The organism is Streptomyces sp. NPDC001904 (genome assembly GCF_040297005.1).
Lineage (GTDB): Bacteria > Actinomycetota > Actinomycetes > Streptomycetales > Streptomycetaceae > Streptomyces.
Genome location: NZ_JBEOYI010000002.1, coordinates 451677 through 469619, shown reverse-complemented (window position 1 = coordinate 469619; position 17943 = coordinate 451677). Strand labels below are relative to the sequence as shown.

The window sequence follows — 17943 nt, the reverse complement described above, 5'->3', positions numbered from 1 at the left end:
GTTCACCTGGCCTTGATGTCGACGATCTGCCATACGTCGTTGTGGAGTCGGGCGGTGACGGAGAGCTGGGCGGCGGAGCTGACCGCCTTCTTGTCGCCGCGGTGCGTCGACTGGTCGAGGAAGACGAGCAGGTGCGCGGTGTCGCCGCGCAGGCTGACCGTGCCGACGCGGACGGCGTCGGTGGTGAGGGTGACTTTCTGCGCCGGCGCGTTCTTCTGCACCTGGGTGAAGAGCTCGGCGTACTGCTTGGCGGCCTTGCCCGTGAGGACCTGGTCGGCGGTGCGGGCGGTGGCGTTCGTGCCGTCCGGCGTGTACGAGAAGATCTTGGCGAGGGCGCTGCTGATGTCGCCGTTGACGCGGTTGGTGGCGTCGGCGTCGGTGAGGGCCTGATTGCGGGTGGCGGGTTCGGTGCGCAGGTCGTGGGCGAGGTAGAAGAGGACGGCGCCGGTGACGGCGAGGACGCCTGCCACGACGGCGGCGACGATGACCTGTACCCGCCCGCCACGGGGACCGGCCTCCGTCTCCGGGTCCGCCTCCGTGGGCGGCTGCTCGCGCAGTTCCCCGCGCCCCTGAGCGCCGCCGGCGTCCGGCTCGTCCTTCGGCTGCGCCCCGGTGGCCGGTTGCTCGCGCAGTTCCCCGCGCCCCTGGCGGCGATCATCGGCAGGCTCGCCTTCAGCCGCCGCCCGCCCCTGGCGGCGGTCGGGCATCAGGCGTCGCAGGGCCTTGGGCAATCTGCCGCCTTGGGCGGCAGGGTGGGCAAGGCGGCTCCCGGTGCCGGGTTCCTCTTCAGGGGCCTCCACGTCGATGTCCTGGGTCATTCCGACTCCCCCGTCACCGGCACGGCGCCGAGTGACTTGATCTTCCAGGTGCCGTCGGCGGCCCGGCTCAGGACCGCCTCAAGGCGCTTGCGCTCCGGCGCCGCCGAACCCGTCGTCACCCGTACCGTCGCGATCAGCTTCGACGTGCCCGCGCGGTCGTCCAGCGCGGTCACGGCGGCATCCGTCACCACCCCGCGCGACGAAGCCCCGGCGGCCGGCGACACCGAGGACAGCGACGCCCGAAGCGGGCCCGTCGTCACCGATTTCCATTCGCGCACCCCGGCCTTGGCGCGGGCCGCCGTCGACGCGTCCAGCGTCGTCAGCCGGGCAACCGCCGAACGACCGTCGGAGAGCGCCGCATCGCGGGCCCGGCCGTACGCGAGGTCGCTGTCACCCCGCGCCTGCGCGTACGACCAGGCCCCCGTACCGCACACCACGAGCGCCACGGCGAGCCCCGCCCCCGTCAGGGCCCGCCTCACCGCCCGCTCCCCTCGGAGAGCCCGAGCAGCCCGGCCATCCCGGAGGACGCCGCGGACGTCCCGGAATCGTCGGCCACCGAGGGAAGGGACAGCGCGCCCGGCTGTGCGGGCCTGGGCACGGCGCCGCCGCCCGGCGCGTGGGCCGAGCCGCGTACGTTCACGCCGCTCGACGCCGGGGCCGTGCAGCGGGCGCCGGTGTTCGTGGCGGGCGCCGCGCCGAGATCCGTACCGAGCCGGTACGTGGTGCCCGAGTAGCCCGCCGTGCACGGAAGGGGCTTGAAGAACGTGACCGCCATACCGAAGTTGACCTTCTTCCCGTCGACGGCCGTGGCCCCCGCGGCGACGGCCGCGGGCAGCTTCACGAGCAGTTCCTCGGTGCCGCGCTGCCGGGTGACGGCGACCTCGGAGGTGGTGAGGAGGTTGGCGAGGACGACGCCGACCTCGGGGTTCAGGTCGCGCAGCAGGCCGCTGATCCGGGTGGCGGCGTCGGGTGCGGCCATGACCAGGCGGCGCAGGTCGGCGTCGGAGCCCTTGAGGGTGGAGGCCAGTTCGCTGGCGCCGGACGCGAAGGACTTGATGGCGTCGCCCTCCTCGGCCTGGGTGCGCAGCACGACCTCGCCGTCGGCCATGAGCTTCGTGGTCTCGGGGAGGGCCTTGTCGGCGGCCTGGACGAAGTCCGAGCCGTTGTCCATGAGGAGTTGCAGGTCCTCGCCGCGCCCCTCGAAGGCCTTGCCGAACTCGTCGACGACCGTGCGCAGGTCGTCGAGCGGCACGGACGTGGTGAGGTTGTCGACGCTGGACAGGACGTCGGTGACCGGATTCGGCACCGAGGACGCGGTCCGGTCGATGCGGGCGCCGTCGGCGAGGTACGGGCCGCCCGAGCGCTCCGGACGCAGGTCGATGTACTGCTCGCCGACCGCGGACAGGCTCGCGACGACGGCCTTGGCGTCGTCGGGGATGCCCGGCGCGGACTTCTTGATGCGCAGGTCCGCCTCGACCCCGTCGCCGGTGAGGTTGATCGCCCCGACCCGGCCCACCGAGACGCCCCGGTAGGTGACGTCGGAGTGGGTGAACAGGCCGCCGGTGCGCGGGAGTTGCACCTTGACCGTGTAGTAGTCGGCGGCGCCGACGAAACGGCCGAGGTCGGCGTAGCGGATGCCGAGGTAGGCGAGGACGACGACGGCGATGAGCAGGAAGGCCAGGTTCTTCAGCCGGATGGCGAGGGTGATCACCGGGAGGCACCCCCGCTCGGGCTCGCGCTCGTACTGGTACCCGTGCCCGTACTCGTGGGCGTCGAAGGAAGGGGCAGCGGCGACGAGGGCTCGCCCGTGGTCTTCCCCGGCGCCTTCTTCAGGGACTTGCGCTCACTCTGCGGCGTGGCCGTGGGCGTCGCCCTCCCGTCGCTCTCCTCCAGCGGCGGGATCAGTGTCGTCCCCTTCACGGCAGCCATGTCGAGATAGGTGTTGAGGTAGTCGCCCTTGATGCCGTTCATGACCTCGTCGGTGAACGGGTAGGTCAGCAGCACCTGGAGCGAGTTCGGCAGGTCCTGGCCCGAGTCGGCGAGCGCCTTCAGGGTCGGGGCGAGGGCCTTGAGGTCGGCGACCATGTCGGCCTGGCTGCGGTTGATGGTGTCGGTGGCGACGTCCCCGAGCCGGTCGAGGGAGCGCAGCATGGTCATGAGCGAACCCCGTTGTTCCTCAAGGGTCTTGAGGCCGGGTGAGAGGTCGGCCAGCACGGTGTCGACGTCCTCCTTGCGGTGCGCGAGGGTCGCCGAGAGCCGGTTGACCCCGTCGAGCGCGGCGGTGATGTCGCCGCGGTGGTCGTCGAGGTCGGTGACGAGGGTGTTGACCCGGCGCAGGGTCGAGCGGACCTGGGTCTCGCGGCCGCCGACGGCCTGGTTGAGTTCCTGTGTGATGGTCTTGAGCTGGTTGACGCCGCCGCCGTTGAGGAGCAGTGACAGCGCGCCGAAGACCTCTTCGACCTCGGTGTTGCGGCCGGTGCGGGCGACGGGGATGCGGGCGCCCGCGTGGAGGGTGCCGGTGCCGTTGTCGGGCTCGACGAGCTGGACGTACTTCTCGCCGAGGAGGCTGGACTGCTCGATGCGGGCGCCGGCGTCGGCGGGCAGCTTGACGTCGCCGTTGATGCGCATGGTGACGCGGGCGGTCCAGCTGTCCTTCCCGGCGAGTTCGATGTCGGTGACCCGGCCGACGGCCACGTCGTTGACCTTCACCGCGGACTGCGGGACGAGGCTGAGCACGTCCTTCATGTCGGCGGTGATGGTGTACGGATGGGCGCCGAGGTCGGCGCCGCCGGGCAGCGGCACGTCCTCCAGGCCGCCGAACGACGGCGTGGGGACGCTGATCACGCCCAGGGTGAGGAGGAACGCGACGGTGACGACGGTGGCGCAGCCGAGCCCCGCGCCCGCGCGGGCGGTGGATCGCCGGTTCACTGGTCACCTCCCACGGAGGGCAGCGGCAGCAGCGGGCCGCCCTGGCTGAGCTCGTTGAGGTTGGCCCGGCCGTCGAGGGTGCGGGTCTTCGGGTTGTACGCGTTGAGGACGTTGCCCGCGGCGAGCGGCGCCACGTCGAGCGCTTCGGCGAGCGAGGCCCGCTGGTCGACGAGGGCCTGGGTGAGCGGGACCAGCTTGTCGACGTTGTCCTTGAGCTGGTCGCGGTGGTGGTCGATGAACTGCTTGACCCGGCCGAGCGCGGTGCCGAGTTCCTTGAGGGCGCCCGCGAGGTCGTCGCGGTTCTCGGCGAAGTAGCCGGTGACGTCGTCGAGGGTCTCCTGCGCGGTGCGCACGCCCGAGTCCTCCTGTTTCAGCATCGTGGTGAAGGACTGGAGCTGGGAGAGCGTGGTGAACAGGTCGTCGCTGCTGCCGTTGAGCGTCTTGGCGGCCTTGCCGAACTGCTCGATGCTGTTGCCGAGTTCCTGCCCGTTGCCCTTGAGGTTCTCGGCGCCGGTCTTCAGCAGCCCGGACAGCGCGCCCTTCTCGTTGGCGCCGTCGGGGCCGAGCGCCTTGCTGAGGTCGGTGATGCTGTCGTAGAGCTGGTCGATCTCGACGGGGGTACGGTTGCGGGAGGCGGGCAGGACCGCGCCGTCCTTGAGGGCCGCGCCCGACGAGTAGGCCGGGGTGAGCTGGACGTAGCGGTCGGCGACGACGCTGGGCGCGACGGCGACGGCCCGCGCCCCGACGGGCACCTTCACCCCGTCGTCGACGGCGAGCGTGACCCGCACCCGGGTGCCCTCGGGGTGCACCCCGTCGACCCGTCCGACGCGCACACCGAGGATCCGCAGGTCGGAGCCGTCGTAGATGCCGACCGCCCGGTCGAAGTAGGCGGTGACGCGCATCCCGCTGTCGCTGGTGGCGCTGACGCCGACGACGCCGGCGGCGATCAGCACCGCGAGCGCGAGGGTGCCGATGAGCAGCCTCTTGGTGGTCCGTGTGATGGCCATGGCCGCGTCAGCCCCCGTTCCCGTAACTGCCGTTCTTCGGTGGTCTGCACGACTTCGCGGGGAGCGACTTCTCGGGCAGGTAGGTGCGCGGCACGACGCCGCACAGGTAGCTGTCGAACCAGCGGCCGTTGCCGAGGGTGTTGCCGACGAGCCGGTAGTAGGGGCCGAGGAGGGAGAGGGTCTTGTCGAGCTTGCCCTTGTTCTCGGCGAGGACGGTGGTGACCCGGCCGAGCGCGGTGAGCGTCGGGCCGAGCTGCCGGTCGTTGTCGTCGACGATGCCGCTGAGTTCCCGGCCCAGCGCCTCGCTGCCGCTGAGCAGCGCCTTGATGGCGGTGCGCCGCTTCTTCAGCTCGGTGAGCAGCGATCCGCCGTCGTTGATGAGGGTCTCGAAGCTGGACTGCTTCGTCTGGAGCGTCTTGGTCAGCTTCTTGCTGCCGGCGAGGAGTTCGGCGAGCTGGCTGTCGCGGGACGAGACCGTCTTGGACAGCGCGGACAGCCCCTTGACGGCCGCCTTCACGTCGGGCGGCGAGTTCTTGAAGGTCTCCGAGATGGTGTCGAAGCTGGCGGCGAGCTGTTTGGTGTCGATCTCGTCGACGGTGCCGCTGAGGTCCTGGAACGCCTGGGTGACGTCGTACGGGGAGGTGGTGCGGGCCAGCGGGATGCGGGCGCCGGGGTCCTGGCGGCCGGTGCCGACCGGGTCGAGCGCCACGTACTTCTCGCCGAGGAGCGTCTTGATGGCGATGGCGGCGGTGGTGCGGTTGCCGATCCAGGTGTCGTCGTCCTTGATCTTGAAGCTGACCTTGACCTTGGGTCCGTCGAGGCCGACCGAGGTGACCTCGCCGACCTTGACTCCGGCGATCCGCACCTCGTCGCCCTCGCCGAGTCCCGCGGCCTCGCTGAAGTCGGCGCTGTAGGAGGTGCCGCCGCCGATGTAGGGCAGGCTGCTCGCGTTGAACGCGGCGAGCGCGACGATGCCGAGCGCGACGAGCCCGGCGACGGCGATGAGGACGGGGTTGCGTTCCTGTACGGGCTTCAGCCACGGCCGTTTCCCGCTTCTGTGAGCCGTCGTCATCCCTGGCACCTCGCTTCGTTGACGGAGATACCGGTGGGTGCCTTCGACCCGTCGGACATGGCGACCCCGCTGACGTGCGCCTCGCAGAGGTAGAGGTTGAACCAGGAGCCGTAGGAGGTGAGCCGGGACAGGGCGGTGAGCTTGGCGGGCGTCTTGTCGAGGAAGTTCTGGATCTGCGGGATCCCGTCATTCAACTGGTCGGACAGACGCCCGAGTTGCATGATGTCGCCCTTGAGCGGGCCTCGGGTGTCCTTCAGGAATCCGGCGGTGACGGTCGTCAGGTCGCCCATCGCGGCGACGGCCTGGCCGAGCGGTTCGCGGTCCTCGTTGAAGCCGGAGACCATCTGCTGGAGCGTGGTGACGAGGTCGTCGAACTGGTCCTCGCGGTTGTTGATCGTCGACAGGACCTCGGTGAGGTTGCCGATGACCTCGCCGATCACCTTGTCCTTGGCGGCGACGGTCTGGGTGAGCGAGCCGACGTGCTGGATGAGGCTGTCGACGGTGCCGCCCTCGCCCTGGAGGACCTTCACGATCGACCCGGCGAGATCGTTGACGTCCCCCGGGGACAGTCCCTCGAACAGCGGCTTGAAGCCGTTGAAGAGGAGCGTCAGGTCGAGGGCGGGCGTGGTGCGGTCCAGCGGGATGGTGTCGCCGGGGGCGAGGTCGGCGCCCGCGGAGCCGGTGCCGCGCTCCAGGGACACGTACCGCTGCCCGACCATGTTGAGGTACTTCACGCCGGCCGTGGTGGTGGCGGGCAGCGTGCGGTCCTTGTCGACGGTGAAGGTGACCTGGGCGGTGCGGTGGTCGACGACGCGGACGTCGGTGACCTCGCCGACCTTCACGCCGGATATTCGTACGCCGTCGCCGTCGATGAGCCCGGTGACGTCGGTGAACAGGGCCTTGTAGCTGCGGGTGTCGGTGTTGACGCCGCTGTTGGCGATGGACAGGCCGAGCACGGTGGTGGCGAGCGCGGTGACGAGGACGAAGATGAGCGACTTCGTGATCGGTCCGGCGAGCGAGCGCCGCCGCACATGGCTGAAGTCTCCCTGGGGGGTACTCACTTGAGCTTCACCTCCGTTCCCCGGTAGACGGGGCCGACGAGCAGGCTCGACCAGTCGGGCAGGGCGTCGGGCGAGGTCTTCGCGGAGGGCGCGATCAGCTCGTTCACCAGGTCGTTCTCCTGCGGCGAGTTGGCGGACCCGAGATCCTGTCCCGCGACGGAGTCCGACGCGGTGACGGCTGCGGGGGTGCGCGCGGAGGCGCCGCCGAGGTAGGGCACGGAGTAGCAGTGCGGGGTGCCGCCGGAGCCGTAGGACGGGGTGTCGCGTCCGGCCTGGTAGGCGCCCCGGGAGGCGACGGTCGTGACGTCGACGTGCAGGCCCGGCTCGTCGGTGCCCTTGCCGAGCGCCTTGTCCATGCGCGGGACGAAGTCGGCGAGGGTGCGCAGGGTGCACGGGAACGACGACGAGTACTTCGCGAGGATGTTCAGCGTGCCGCGCGAGGTGGCGGACAACCGAATGATGTTGTCCTTGTTGGCCCGCAGGAACGCATCCAGGTCCTCGGCGGTGCGCGTGGTGTCCCCGTACGCGGCGGCGAGGTCGCTCTGCTTCTCGGCGATCGTGCCGCTGGTGGTGGTGAAGTCGGTGAGCGCGTCGAGGATGCCGGGCGCCGCGTCGGCGTAGACGTGGGAGACCTGGACGAGCTGCTTCAGGTCCTCGTTGAGCGTCGGCAGGTTCGGGTTGAACTTCTTCAGGTGGGCGTCGAGCTGGGTGAGCGTGTCCCCGAGCTGGTCGCCGCGGCCCTGGAGCGCCTGCGACACGGCGGACAGGGTCGCGGAGAGCTTCTGCGGCTGGACGGCGGTCAGCATCGGCAGCACGTCGTCGAGGACCTGCTGGAGTTCGATGGCGTTGGCGGACCGGTCCTGCGGGATGGTCGCCCCGGCGGGCAGGGTGCGCGCCCCGGAGGCCGTGTCCTCCCCGTTCGCCGGTACGAGGGCCACGTACCGCTCGCCGAACAGCGTGGTCGGCAGCATCTGCGCGTGCACGTCGTCGGGGATGCGGTCGAGGGCGCCGGGCTTGAGGGCGAGGACGAGCCGTGCCCCGGTGTCCGTCGGTTCGATCTTGCGTACTTCGCCGAGGACGACACCGCGCATCTTGACCTCGGCGCCGAGGTGCATCTCGTTGCCGACGGAGCCGGTGTCGACGGTGACCTCGTCGGAGTCGGTGAAGTCCTTGTTGTACACGGCCACGGCCAGCCAGATGAGCAGGGCGGGCACGAGGAGGAAGGCGAGGCCGGCGAGGCGTCGTCGGATGGTGTCCACCGTCGCTCACCCCGCCACTTTCACGGTCGTCGTCGCGCCCCACAGGGCGAGCGAGAGGAAGAAGTCGGTGACGGCGATGACGACGATGGCGTTGCGCACCGACCGGCCGACCGCCACGCCGACGCCCGCCGGACCGCCGCTGGCGCGGAAGCCGTAGTAGCAGTGGGCGAGGATCACCATCACGCTGAAGATGAGCACTTTCAGCACCGACAGCAGGACATCGGTCGGTGAGAGGAAGAGATCGAAGTAGTGGTCGTACGTGCCTTGCGACTGTCCATTGAAGACGACGGTGACGATGCGCGAGGCGAGGTAGGAGGAGAGCAGCCCGATCGCGTAGAGCGGGATGATCGCGACGACTCCGGCGATGATGCGGGTGGTCACGAGGTACGGCATCGAGCGCACGCCCATGCCTTCGAGGGCGTCGACCTCTTCGTTGATGCGCATGGCGCCGAGCTGGGCGGTGAATCCGGCGCCGACGGTCGCCGACAGGGCGAGTCCGGCGACGAGGGGCGCGATCTCGCGGGTGTTGAAGTAGGCGGACACGAAGCCGGTGAAGGCGGCGGTGCCGATCTGGTCGAGGGCCGCGTAGCCCTGGAGGCCGACGACGGTGCCGGTGGCGGCCGTCATCGCGATCATCACGCCGATCGTGCCGCCGATGACCCCGAGCCCGCCGGAGCCGAACGCGACCTCGGCGAGGAGCCGCTGCACTTCCTTCGTGTACCGGACGATGGTCCGCGGTATCCAGACCAAGGCCCTCACATAGAAGAGGAGTTGGTCGCCGCCGCGGTCGAGCCAGACGAGTGGAGAAGCCATGCGGGACTCAACCTCCCTTCGGTGGAACGATCTGGAGGTAGATCCCGGTCATCACCATGTTCACGAAGAAGAGCAGGATGAAGGTGATGACGACGGACTGGTTGACGGCGTCGCCGACGCCCTTGGGGCCGCCGCGCGGGTTGAGGCCGCGGTAGGCGGCGACGATGCCCGCGATGAACCCGAAGATGAGGGCCTTCAGCTCGCTGATGTAGAGGTCGGGGAGCTGGGCGAGCGCCGAGAAGGACTGCAAGTAGGCGCCGGGGGTGCCGTGTTGCAGGATGACGTTGAAGAAGTAGCCGCCGAGGGTGCCGACGACGGACACCATGCCGTTGAGCAGGATGCTGACGGTCATCGCGGCGAGCACGCGCGGCACGACGAGCCGCTGCACGGGCGAGACGCCCATGACGGTCATCGCGTCCAGCTCTTCGCGGATCTTCCGCGACCCGAGGTCGGCGCAGATGGCCGAGCCGCCGGCGCCCGCGATGAGCAGGGCCACGATGAGCGGGCTGGCCTGCTGGATGACGGCGAGCACGCTGGCGCCGCCGGTGAACGACTGCGCCCCCAACTGCTGCGTCAGTGAGCCGACTTGCAGGGCGATGACCGCGCCGAACGGGATGGACACGAGGGCGGCGGGCAGGATGGTGACGCTGGCGATGAACCAGAACTGCTCGACGAACTCCCGGAACTGGAACGGCCGCCGAAAGGTGTCCCGCACGACCCGCAGCCCGAGCGCGAAGAGCTGGCCGGTCTGACGGAGGGGGGCCAGGAGGGCCCCGTAGGGGCGCGGGGAACTGCGCGAGCGGCCACGACGCTCCTGCACACGGGTGTCTTCCGGAGCGGGCAGACGAGTATCCGCACTCACGAGGCTCCACCCCGCCGAGGCAGCGTCATGGTGGGCGCGAGCCCATCCTGCCGCCCGTAGGAAGAACGGATGGCCTCCTGCGCGGAACCCGGCAGCGTATCCATCATCCCGAGCACCCGCTCGCGCCGCCGCGCCACGGCGGCCCGCTCCCCGAGCCCCGGCGACGGCTGAAGCTGCGGCACCAGCGCCTTGGGCTGCGGCGCCACCATCCCGCCGGAGGCCTCGGCGGCGAGCGTGGCCTCGTCCTTCTCCTCGCTCATGCCGATGGGCCCGTGCTTACTGGCCGTCAGGAACTGTGAGACGACAGGTTCTTGGCTGGTGAGCAGCACCTCACGCGGCCCGAAGGTGACGAGGTGCCGCCGGAACAGCATCCCCATGTTGTCGGGGACGGTCGCGGCGATGTCGAGGTTGTGGGTGACGATCAGCATCGTCGCGTCGGTGGTGGTGTTCAGGTCGATGAGCAGCTGCGAGATGAACGCGGTGCGCACCGGGTCGAGTCCGGAGTCCGGCTCGTCGCAGAGGATGATCTGCGGGTCGAGGACCAACGCCCGTGCCAGACCGGCGCGTTTGCGCATACCGCCGCTGATCTCGCCGGGCAGCTTGCCCTCGGAGCCGAGGAGGCCGACGGCGTCGATCCGCTCCATGACGATGCGGCGGATCTCCGATTCCTTCTTCTTGGTGTGCTCGCGCAGCGGGAAGGCGATGTTGTCGAAGAGGTTCATCGACCCGAACAGGGCGCCGTCCTGGAACATCAGCCCGAACAGCTTGCGGGCCTCCATGATGTCCCGCTCGGGGCTGCGCGCCATGTCGACGCCGTTGACCAGGACGCGGCCGTGCTCGGGCTTGAGCAGACCGATCAACGACTTCAGGAAGACGGTCTTGCCGGTTCCGGACGGCCCGAGCATGACGCTCACCTCGCCCGCGGGCAGGGTGAGACTCACGTCCTGCCAGATGTTCTGCCGGCCGAAGGACTTGGTGAGTCCCTCGACCTTCACTTCGATTCCCATCGCTTCTCACCTTCAGCGAGCGAACTCGGCAGCGCACGGTAATTCGCTTCATACGTGCCGGACAAGATCTCGGAGCGGCCGCCCCGAATCTTCCTGAAAACTTGTCATCCAGTGATAAGAGAGCCGTTCTCTCCTGTCGGAAGATGAGTAGAACCACGGAGCCCCAGGGGCTCTGATAGTTCGTGGCGGGGTCCCGTCTCGCCGGGGGTACGACGAGAGACTGGGACCCCGCCACGGAGGCGCCGACCGGAAAGGAGGATTCCGGTCGGCCCTCATCACACCCCTGGCCGACGGGGGACGCCGACCAGGAGCGGAAGAACATTTCTGGAGACGTTACGGCCGAGTAACCTTGGCTAGCAATAGGGGTTCGGCAATTTCGCGCCGGTCCGTAAAGGGCGTCCGGTTTTTTGTCACCGGGCTATAAGAGGGTCAGGCGGGTGGGGTGATGGTTTGTTTGGGGGTGAGGGTGTAGGTGGCCACAACGTTGAGCGTCGCGCCGGGGCCGAAGAGCCCGAGGCACCTCGTATCCGCACCGGCCACGACTTGGCTACCGGGCGCTCCGTTGAGGCCGATGCCCAGCTTGCCGGTGGTGTTGTCGTACTGGCCGTAGAGGGTCCCGGTCCACTTCACAGCACAACCGGTCGCCGACCAGTTGAGCGTGATCCCACTGATGGACACGTCGATCACGGCGGGGTTGGCAGCGTTGCGCTGCAACAGATTGACCTTCCAGGGAGCCGCACCCACGGTCATGGCGAAGGGGATTCCCGCCACCGAGCAGTTCGAGAACGACTGCACAAGAGTCCCTGCCGCCAGACCGTCGGCGTCACTTGTCGCCAGCGAGCCCGAGATGTGCCCAGCCCTACAGCTGAGCGTCGCGCCGCTCCCTGCCAGGAAACTGGGATTGACCGCGTCCCCCGCATAGCTCCCACCAGGACTGACCGTCCACACCCCACTCCCCGTGGCGGACGCCGACGTACCCGACACCCCCAGCGCGGCGACGAGCGCGAAGGCCCCCGTCACCGCCCTGCGCAGCGGTAACCGCATCACTTGACCGCCGAGTGCCAGTACTGACTGAACACCTTGCCCTGGTTCGGTGCGGCGGCGCCCGGGTCGTTCAGGGTGCCCAGGTAGGTCTGGGTGTTGTTGAGCTTCACGCTGTTGGTGCCCGAGGCGGCCGGGAGGCCGGACTTGAGGTTGACGGCCCAGTTGAAGGCGCCGAGCCCGAGGGGACCGCAGCCGCTCGCCCCCGGTGCCGCGAAGGTGAGGTCCTGCTGGGTCGAGCCGGTCAGCGCGAGCCGGCCGAACGGGCCGGTCTCGGCGGGCGTGCCGTTGGAGGTGGCGCTGTCCGCGGCGATGTTCGGCGCGGCGGCGTTCCCCGGACGCAGGATGATCGGCGCGGACTTGGTGCCGATGTAGCAGTTGTTGCCGATGAGCGGGTTGCTGAGGTGGATGCGGACCGGGATCGAGATGATCGGCACGCCCTCGGAGACTCCGGCGAGGAGCTGGAAGTCGGAGGGGGTTCCCACGGACTCGACGGTCGCCACGATCCGGTTGGTCGTGCTGTCCTTGATCTGCCCGCAGACGGCGCTGACGACGGGCACCGAGCTGGGACACATCAGCCCGAGCAGGCCACCGGGCAGGTCGGCGGGGTCGGCGATGAGCGCGCCGTCCGACGGTGCGACCACCGAGTTGGTGCCGTCGGAGTGGGTGACGATGCCCACCTGGAGGTCGGTCTTCCCGGTCGGGACGACCGAGCTGCCGATCTTGATGACACCACTGGGCGAGCTGGAGGAGATGCACGTCGCCTGGTTGTCGATGCCGTCGGCGCCCAGCATGGCGGCGTTGTCGACCGGGCAGCGGTTGAACGGCGCCCAGTTCCCGTTCAACTGAGTGCCGGCGGCGGAGGACGTACCGATGGAGGCGATCGTCGCCAGGGCGGCCGTCGCGCCGAGGACGGACACGCGTCTGAGAGTGGCCATGCCGGTTTTCCCTTCTCGTAGAGGAATGCGAGCCCGGACGTTACTCACGGGAAACCTTTCGCACAATGCCCTTGCTGACAGTTGTTCCACTACTCGTGGGTTTATCGGCAAGTGAGCATGTACGAGGTCCATTTGCTCACCGGGTGAGTGTTTCTCGCGGTGCGGCGAAAATTCGTCACTCGCCGACAAGGAAAGTGACGTGACCTGTATGCGGCGAGACAAGAAAAACTGCGCATTCCGATCCGTGCGAGGAACCTGGCGCATTCCCATTGCGGCTTCGGGTTACCAGCTCGTAACGTCCCGTCTCGAAGGCGACGCAGGTTGGCCCCCAGGGTCGGCCCCTCGGGGTTGCCTGACGGTGCGACAAGATCGCGTCACCGGGTAACGGTCACGCTCCAATTCACCCTCACTCAAGCGGAGGAAACACCGTGCGTAGATTCGCCCGTAACACCGCCATCGCCACAGCCGCGCTCGCCTCGGCCCTCGGCCTGTCCGTCTCGTCGGCCTCGGCGGGCGCGCTGGCCACGTACACCGTGACGCCCGGCGGCGCCTTCACGGCCAACGCCACCACCCCCACGATGAAGGTGGGATCCGCGACCCTCAGCTGTGCGTCGTCGAAGGCGACGGGCACCCTGAAGTCCGGGTCCGGCCTGGCCGGGGCCAAGCTGGGCTCCATCACCGGCCTGTCCTTCACCACCTGCACGGTCGCGGGCATCCCGTTCACCGTCACCACGACCGCGACGGTCGCCAACCCCTTCTACGTGAACGCCACGGGCACCACGGCGAACCACATCGACGGCAACATCAGCAACATCAGCGCCACCATCACCGGTACCGGCTGCAACGCGACCTTCGCGGGCACCACCACCGGCTGGTACGAGAACACCACGAAGACCCTGCACGTGACCGGTGGCGGAACCCTCGCCGCGCAGGCCGGTGCCAGCTGCCTCGGCCTGTTCACGGCCGGCTCGCACGCCGACTTCGTGGGCAACTACGTGATGACCGCCCAGCAGACGATCACCTCCCCGTGATCCGGTAGCTGCGCTGTGCCCGCCGTCGAGCTTCCGCTCGGCGGCGGGCGTGCGCGTGTTTCCGGAGCGGAACGGCACCGGGTGAGAGCTCACGACTTCAGGAGGCAGGACCGGATGAATGCGATCGGAAAGCGGACCGGGCTGCGTGCACGGCGCTCGGTGCGGGTGGCGTCGGTCGCCTCGGCCGCACTGGTCGCCGGGCTGCTGTCCGGTTCTGGTTCACGAGCCGATGAAAAACCCCCCTCCTCAGTGGAGTTGGGCTACCAATGCAGCCTGCCCGCGACGACGGAAACGGACGCTACGGCAGCGACGAAGCTGACCACCACCGTCAAGGTGAGTACCCAGTTGCCGACGACGGCTGTCACGGGCCAGCCGATCCAGGCCGGCCCCGTCCAAGTGGAAGCCGCACTGCCGCGCGCCGGACTCGCCAGCCTCCTGCCATCGGGAGCGGATGTGACAAGTGAGGCGTCGCTCGCGGTGGAGGTCCGCCAGAACGAGGACAAGGCGACGACGACGTGGTCCGGCCTGGACGCTCGGGCCACCATGCCCGCGGACGGCGAAGAGCTGGTCCTGCCGTACACCGGGGACGTCTCCTCCATCACGGTCAACTCCACAGGCGACATTGAATTGTTCGCCGGTGATCTCGCCCTGACGCTGACACCCTCGTCCGGTGCGCCGGTCACCGTCTCCTGCTCTCCGAGCGACCCCGAGCCGCAGCTGGCCCGGGTGGCCGTGCCGGGTGGGGACGAGACGGAACCGGGTGACTCACCCTCCTCGTCTGCAACACCGGGCGACGGAAAGGGTGAGTCCCGCGACGGCGTCACCGTCGCTCCCAAGGACGAGCCGAAGGCGGACGAGGTCACATGCGGGCCGAGGCCAACCGGTGAGCCTGACATCAGCCAAGCCCCGCCCCCGCCCATACCTGCTGAGGCCGAGCCGGTCATAGGCGGCGGATTCGGTGGCTGCGCCTACGCCGCGGGCCTGGCCACGGTACGCAAGCAGAACGGCTCGATGATCATCAACGATCCGTCCGCGTCGCCCGCGCTCATGAACGTCTCCGGCGCCTTCCAGGCTGTCGGCGTCCAGGACCCGGTCACGGGGGACCAGTACAGCCGCTACGACTCCATCGCGAAACTGAGTCTGCCGGACGCCGATTCGACGTTCCTCAGCTTCGGCTTCGTACCGGTCTCGGCGAAGGTCGCTTTCACGACCGGGATGGTCAGCATCTCCACCGGAAACCTGAAGGCGCCCTTCGACGCCTTCGCCGCGGTGACGTTCATGCAGTCCCTGCGCATCAAGTCGGTCAAGGTGAACGGCACCACCCTGCCCGTCGGCCCCAACTGCCATACGAAGGACTTCCGGGTCACCCTGCGCGGCATCATCAACGACGACGGGTCCGGTACTTACACCAACGTCCTCTTTGGCGGTCTCCTCACCGGCAAGGTCACCATCCCTGAGTTCACCGGCTGCGGAACCGGCGGCGAGAACCTCAACCCGCTCTTCACCGCGGCCATCAGCGGACCGGACAACCAGATCTCCATGAACCAGGCGATGGTCTGCGCTCCCGAATACGGCTTCGGCTGCCCGCCGGCCATGCCCACCCTCCCCCCGATCAAGACCCCGTGACCACCCCACCGCCCCATCACTTCTCAGCCACATCCCCCACACAGCGATCAATCTCTGCGCAACAGATGTACAACGCACAGTAGTTGTTCTAATTTTCATGGACCCAGTTGGTATGCACCTGGCGGGTGGGACAGCAGCGCACCCGTGCGTCGTCGTCCCGCCCGGCTCCCCCACCCGGCGCTCGGACAAGCGAGGAAGCGGCCATGCCCCTGCCCGCGCACACGACGGATGTCGACGACCCCCTGGGGCCCCTGCCCCGGGAGTTCGCGCGCATCATGCGGCCCGAACTCCCCGGTCTCATCAAGGAGATCGGGGTCGAGGTGACGCGCGCGTTCCCCGAGTACGCGGCGCTGCTGAGCGGGCCGAGTGGCGCGGCGATCCGGCAGGGTGTCGAGCAGAGCCTGTACGCCTTCGTGGACCGGGTCGCCGATCCGAACGCCTCCACGGCGACCCGCGACGAACTGCTCCGCAAGTTCGGCCGGGTGGAGGCGTACGAGGGCCGGGACCTGGCCACCCTCCAGGGCGCCTACCGGCTCGGCGCGCGGGTCGCGCTGCGCCGCGCGAAGGACCTGGGCCGCCGCTTCGACCTCTCCCCCACCCTCCTCCTCACCTTCGCGGAGGCCGTCTTCGCCTACATCGGCGAACTCGAATCGCTCTCCCACGAGGGGTACATGGAGGTGCAGGCGCGAGCGGGAGTGGCCGGCGAGGTGGTGCGAAGACGGTTACTGCATCTGCTGCTCGCCGGAACGCCGTTGGGGCACACCACCATCCACAACCTGTGCGAGCAGACCGGGTGGCAGCTCCCCGCCGAAGTGACCATGATCGCGATGCGGACGCCGGCCGAACACATCCAGCCAGGTCTGGCCGTCGACGTCCTCGCCGATCTCGGCGCCCCGCAGCCGCACTTACTGATCCCGGGCCCGCTCACCCGGGAGCGCCGCGCGATGCTGGAGGCGGCCGCCCCCGGAAGCTCGTACACGATCGGACTGACCCTGCCGACCGAGCAGGCCGCCGACTCGCTGCGCTGGGCGCGGCAGGTGCTTCAGCTCGTCGATGATGACATCGTTGCCGATGAGCAAGTCCTGGACTGCGCGGACCACTTGGTGACACTGTGGCTGCTCGCCGACCCGGCGCTGGTCACGGAGATCGCCACCCGCGAACTGGCCCCGCTGGACAAGTCGTCCGGCACCCGCCGCGCCCGTCTCGTGGAGACCCTGCACGCCTGGCTGACCACCCGGGGCACGGCCGAGCAGGTCGGCGACGCGCTCGGCGTCCACGCCCAGACCGTCCGCTACCGGCTGCGCAAGCTCGACGCCCACTTCGGCGACCGCCTCGAAGCCCCGACGCACCGCTTCGCTCTGGAGGCCGCGCTGCGCGCCCTGCACCTGCGGGACAAGAACGTCTACGACGCGGAGTAACCCGCCACAAACGCGCTGAACGCCTCCGGCGAGAACGTGACGTGCGGGCCCGCCGGGTCCTTGGAGTCGCGGACGGCGACGGCGGCGCAGGGGGTTGCGGCGACCTCGACGCACTCGCCGCCCTGGTCACCGCTATAGCTGGACTTGGCCCAGGCGAGGGCCCCGAGCGGCGCGCACTCCACACAGTCGCCGCCCTGGTCGCCGCTGTAGGTCGACTTACGCCACTGGATGCCCGCCATAACGCTCCTCCATCACCCGCCGGATCAGCCGCGCCGAGTCCGCGAGGGACAGAGCGGCCGCCTGCAAATGATCGTAACGGAGCGAACAGTCCTTGACGGTGGTCGGGTTGGCCGTCGGATGCCCTTGTCCGTAGCCCTCGGTGTAGACGATGGACGGGTCGGTCGGGAAGCGGTACAGGTTGTACGACCCTTGCAGTCCCGCGTGCGCGCCCGCCGAGAACGGCAGCACCTGCACATTGACGTAGGGATGCGCCTCGTACGCCAACAAGTGCGCGAGTTGGCCGCGCATCACCTCCGGGCCGTCCCCGACCTCCTGGAGCAGCGCCGCCTCTCCGAGGATGACCCAGAGCACGGGCGGCTGCTCCTTCTCCAGGATGCGCTGGCGGGCGAGACGGACCTCGGCGCGGTCGTCCAGGTTCTCGCGGTCCATGGTGCCGAGGACGGCGGTCGCGTAGGCCCGGGTCTGCAACAGCCCGTGCACCATGTGCGTCTGGAACGTACAGATCTCCTCGGCCCGCACCTCCAGCTCGGCCACCTGCTGAAACCACACCGGCAACTGCGACCGCAGCACCAGCCCCACCAGCCGCGACAACAACCCATCGGTACCCAGCGCGGCATCACACCGCTCGCTGAACTCCGGGGTGGGCAGCTTCCGGGCGGTCTCGATCTGTCCCACCAGGGAGCCGGTGTAATTGACGATCTGCCCGAGCTGCTTCTGAGTCAGCCCCGCGGCCTCCCGGTGTCGGCGCAGCTCGAAGCCGTAGTAGTCGAGCGGCGAGGCGCCCGGGTCGAGGACGTTGATATGGACCATGCACAGCCCCCT

At 69.2% G+C, this 17943-nt stretch carries 18 protein-coding genes; 3 read left to right on the top strand and 15 right to left on the bottom strand.

All coding sequences use genetic code 11. The features are described from left to right. Window positions 1–2: 2 nt before the first annotated feature. The 13 genes from ABT127_RS04645 to ABT127_RS04585 all read right to left on the bottom strand — a co-directional run bounded on the left by ABT127_RS04645 (window position 3) and on the right by ABT127_RS04585 (window position 12806). The gene (locus ABT127_RS04645; RefSeq protein WP_351444479.1) at window positions 3–818 is read right to left on the bottom strand and encodes a hypothetical protein; all 816 of its coding nucleotides are present in this window, start codon (window positions 816–818) and stop codon (window positions 3–5) included. Beyond that, window positions 815–1297: a hypothetical protein gene (locus ABT127_RS04640; protein WP_351444477.1), complete on the bottom strand. Its 483-nt coding sequence runs from the start codon at window positions 1295–1297 to the stop codon at window positions 815–817. The genes ABT127_RS04645 and ABT127_RS04640 overlap by 4 nt, the downstream gene beginning before the upstream one ends. Further along, a complete protein-coding gene (locus ABT127_RS04635; RefSeq protein ID WP_351444474.1) occupies window positions 1294–2529 on the bottom strand; it encodes an MlaD family protein in 1236 nt (411 codons plus the stop codon). The genes ABT127_RS04640 and ABT127_RS04635 overlap by 4 nt, the downstream gene beginning before the upstream one ends. Next, the gene (locus ABT127_RS04630) at window positions 2526–3746 is read right to left on the bottom strand and encodes an MCE family protein (protein WP_351444472.1); all 1221 of its coding nucleotides are present in this window, start codon (window positions 3744–3746) and stop codon (window positions 2526–2528) included. Before ABT127_RS04630 ends, ABT127_RS04635 begins: the two co-directional genes overlap by 4 nt. Beyond that, the gene (locus tag ABT127_RS04625; RefSeq protein WP_351444471.1) at window positions 3743–4753 is read right to left on the bottom strand and encodes an MCE family protein; all 1011 of its coding nucleotides are present in this window, start codon (window positions 4751–4753) and stop codon (window positions 3743–3745) included. Before ABT127_RS04625 ends, ABT127_RS04630 begins: the two co-directional genes overlap by 4 nt. A 7-nt stretch (window positions 4754–4760) precedes the next feature. Next, the gene (locus tag ABT127_RS04620; protein WP_351444469.1) at window positions 4761–5825 is read right to left on the bottom strand and encodes an MCE family protein; all 1065 of its coding nucleotides are present in this window, start codon (window positions 5823–5825) and stop codon (window positions 4761–4763) included. Continuing rightward, window positions 5822–6886 carry an MCE family protein gene (locus ABT127_RS04615; RefSeq protein ID WP_351444468.1) on the bottom strand — a complete coding sequence of 355 codons (1065 nt, stop codon included), beginning with the start codon at window positions 6884–6886 and terminating at the stop codon, window positions 5822–5824. The genes ABT127_RS04620 and ABT127_RS04615 overlap by 4 nt, the downstream gene beginning before the upstream one ends. Continuing rightward, entirely contained in the window at window positions 6883–8145 is a 1263-nt protein-coding gene (locus ABT127_RS04610) for an MCE family protein (protein ID WP_351444466.1), read from the bottom strand. The genes ABT127_RS04615 and ABT127_RS04610 overlap by 4 nt, the downstream gene beginning before the upstream one ends. A gap of 6 nt (window positions 8146–8151) precedes the next feature. After that, entirely contained in the window at window positions 8152–8958 is an 807-nt protein-coding gene (locus tag ABT127_RS04605) for an MlaE family ABC transporter permease (protein WP_351444465.1), read from the bottom strand. Between the two features lie 7 nt (window positions 8959–8965). Continuing rightward, on the bottom strand, window positions 8966–9724 hold the full coding sequence (locus tag ABT127_RS04600; RefSeq protein ID WP_351444639.1) for an MlaE family ABC transporter permease: 759 nt from the start codon (window positions 9722–9724) through the stop codon (window positions 8966–8968). Between the two features lie 92 nt (window positions 9725–9816). Further along, window positions 9817–10827, bottom strand: a complete 1011-nt coding sequence (locus ABT127_RS04595; RefSeq protein ID WP_351444463.1) for an ABC transporter ATP-binding protein — start codon at window positions 10825–10827, stop codon at window positions 9817–9819. Window positions 10828–11256: 429 nt separating this feature from the next. Then, entirely contained in the window at window positions 11257–11622 is a 366-nt protein-coding gene (locus ABT127_RS04590) for a hypothetical protein (protein ID WP_351444462.1), read from the bottom strand. 248 nt (window positions 11623–11870) lie between these two features. Then, complete coding sequence (locus ABT127_RS04585) at window positions 11871–12806, bottom strand: hypothetical protein (RefSeq protein ID WP_351444461.1); 936 nt, start codon at window positions 12804–12806, stop codon at window positions 11871–11873. 428 nt (window positions 12807–13234) lie between these two features. Between ABT127_RS04585 and ABT127_RS04580 the strand changes: the two genes are divergently transcribed. The 3 genes from ABT127_RS04580 (at window position 13235) to ABT127_RS04570 (ending at window position 16881) form a co-directional block, all read left to right on the top strand. After that, a complete protein-coding gene (locus ABT127_RS04580) occupies window positions 13235–13837 on the top strand; it encodes a hypothetical protein (RefSeq protein WP_351444460.1) in 603 nt (200 codons plus the stop codon). Between the two features lie 15 nt (window positions 13838–13852). Continuing rightward, window positions 13853–15463, top strand: a complete 1611-nt coding sequence (locus tag ABT127_RS04575) for a DUF6801 domain-containing protein (RefSeq protein ID WP_351444458.1) — start codon at window positions 13853–13855, stop codon at window positions 15461–15463. A gap of 203 nt (window positions 15464–15666) precedes the next feature. After that, entirely contained in the window at window positions 15667–16881 is a 1215-nt protein-coding gene (locus ABT127_RS04570; protein WP_351444456.1) for a PucR family transcriptional regulator, read from the top strand. Here ABT127_RS04570 and ABT127_RS04565 read toward each other — a convergent pair. Beyond that, window positions 16866–17120, bottom strand: a complete 255-nt coding sequence (locus ABT127_RS04565; protein ID WP_351444455.1) for a DUF397 domain-containing protein — start codon at window positions 17118–17120, stop codon at window positions 16866–16868. The two genes, ABT127_RS04570 and ABT127_RS04565, sit on opposite strands and share 16 nt — an antisense overlap. Beyond that, window positions 17098–17931, bottom strand: coding sequence for a helix-turn-helix domain-containing protein (locus ABT127_RS04560; RefSeq protein WP_351444454.1), 834 nt, complete (start codon window positions 17929–17931; stop codon window positions 17098–17100). The genes ABT127_RS04565 and ABT127_RS04560 overlap by 23 nt, the downstream gene beginning before the upstream one ends. Window positions 17932–17943: the final 12 nt, after the last annotated feature.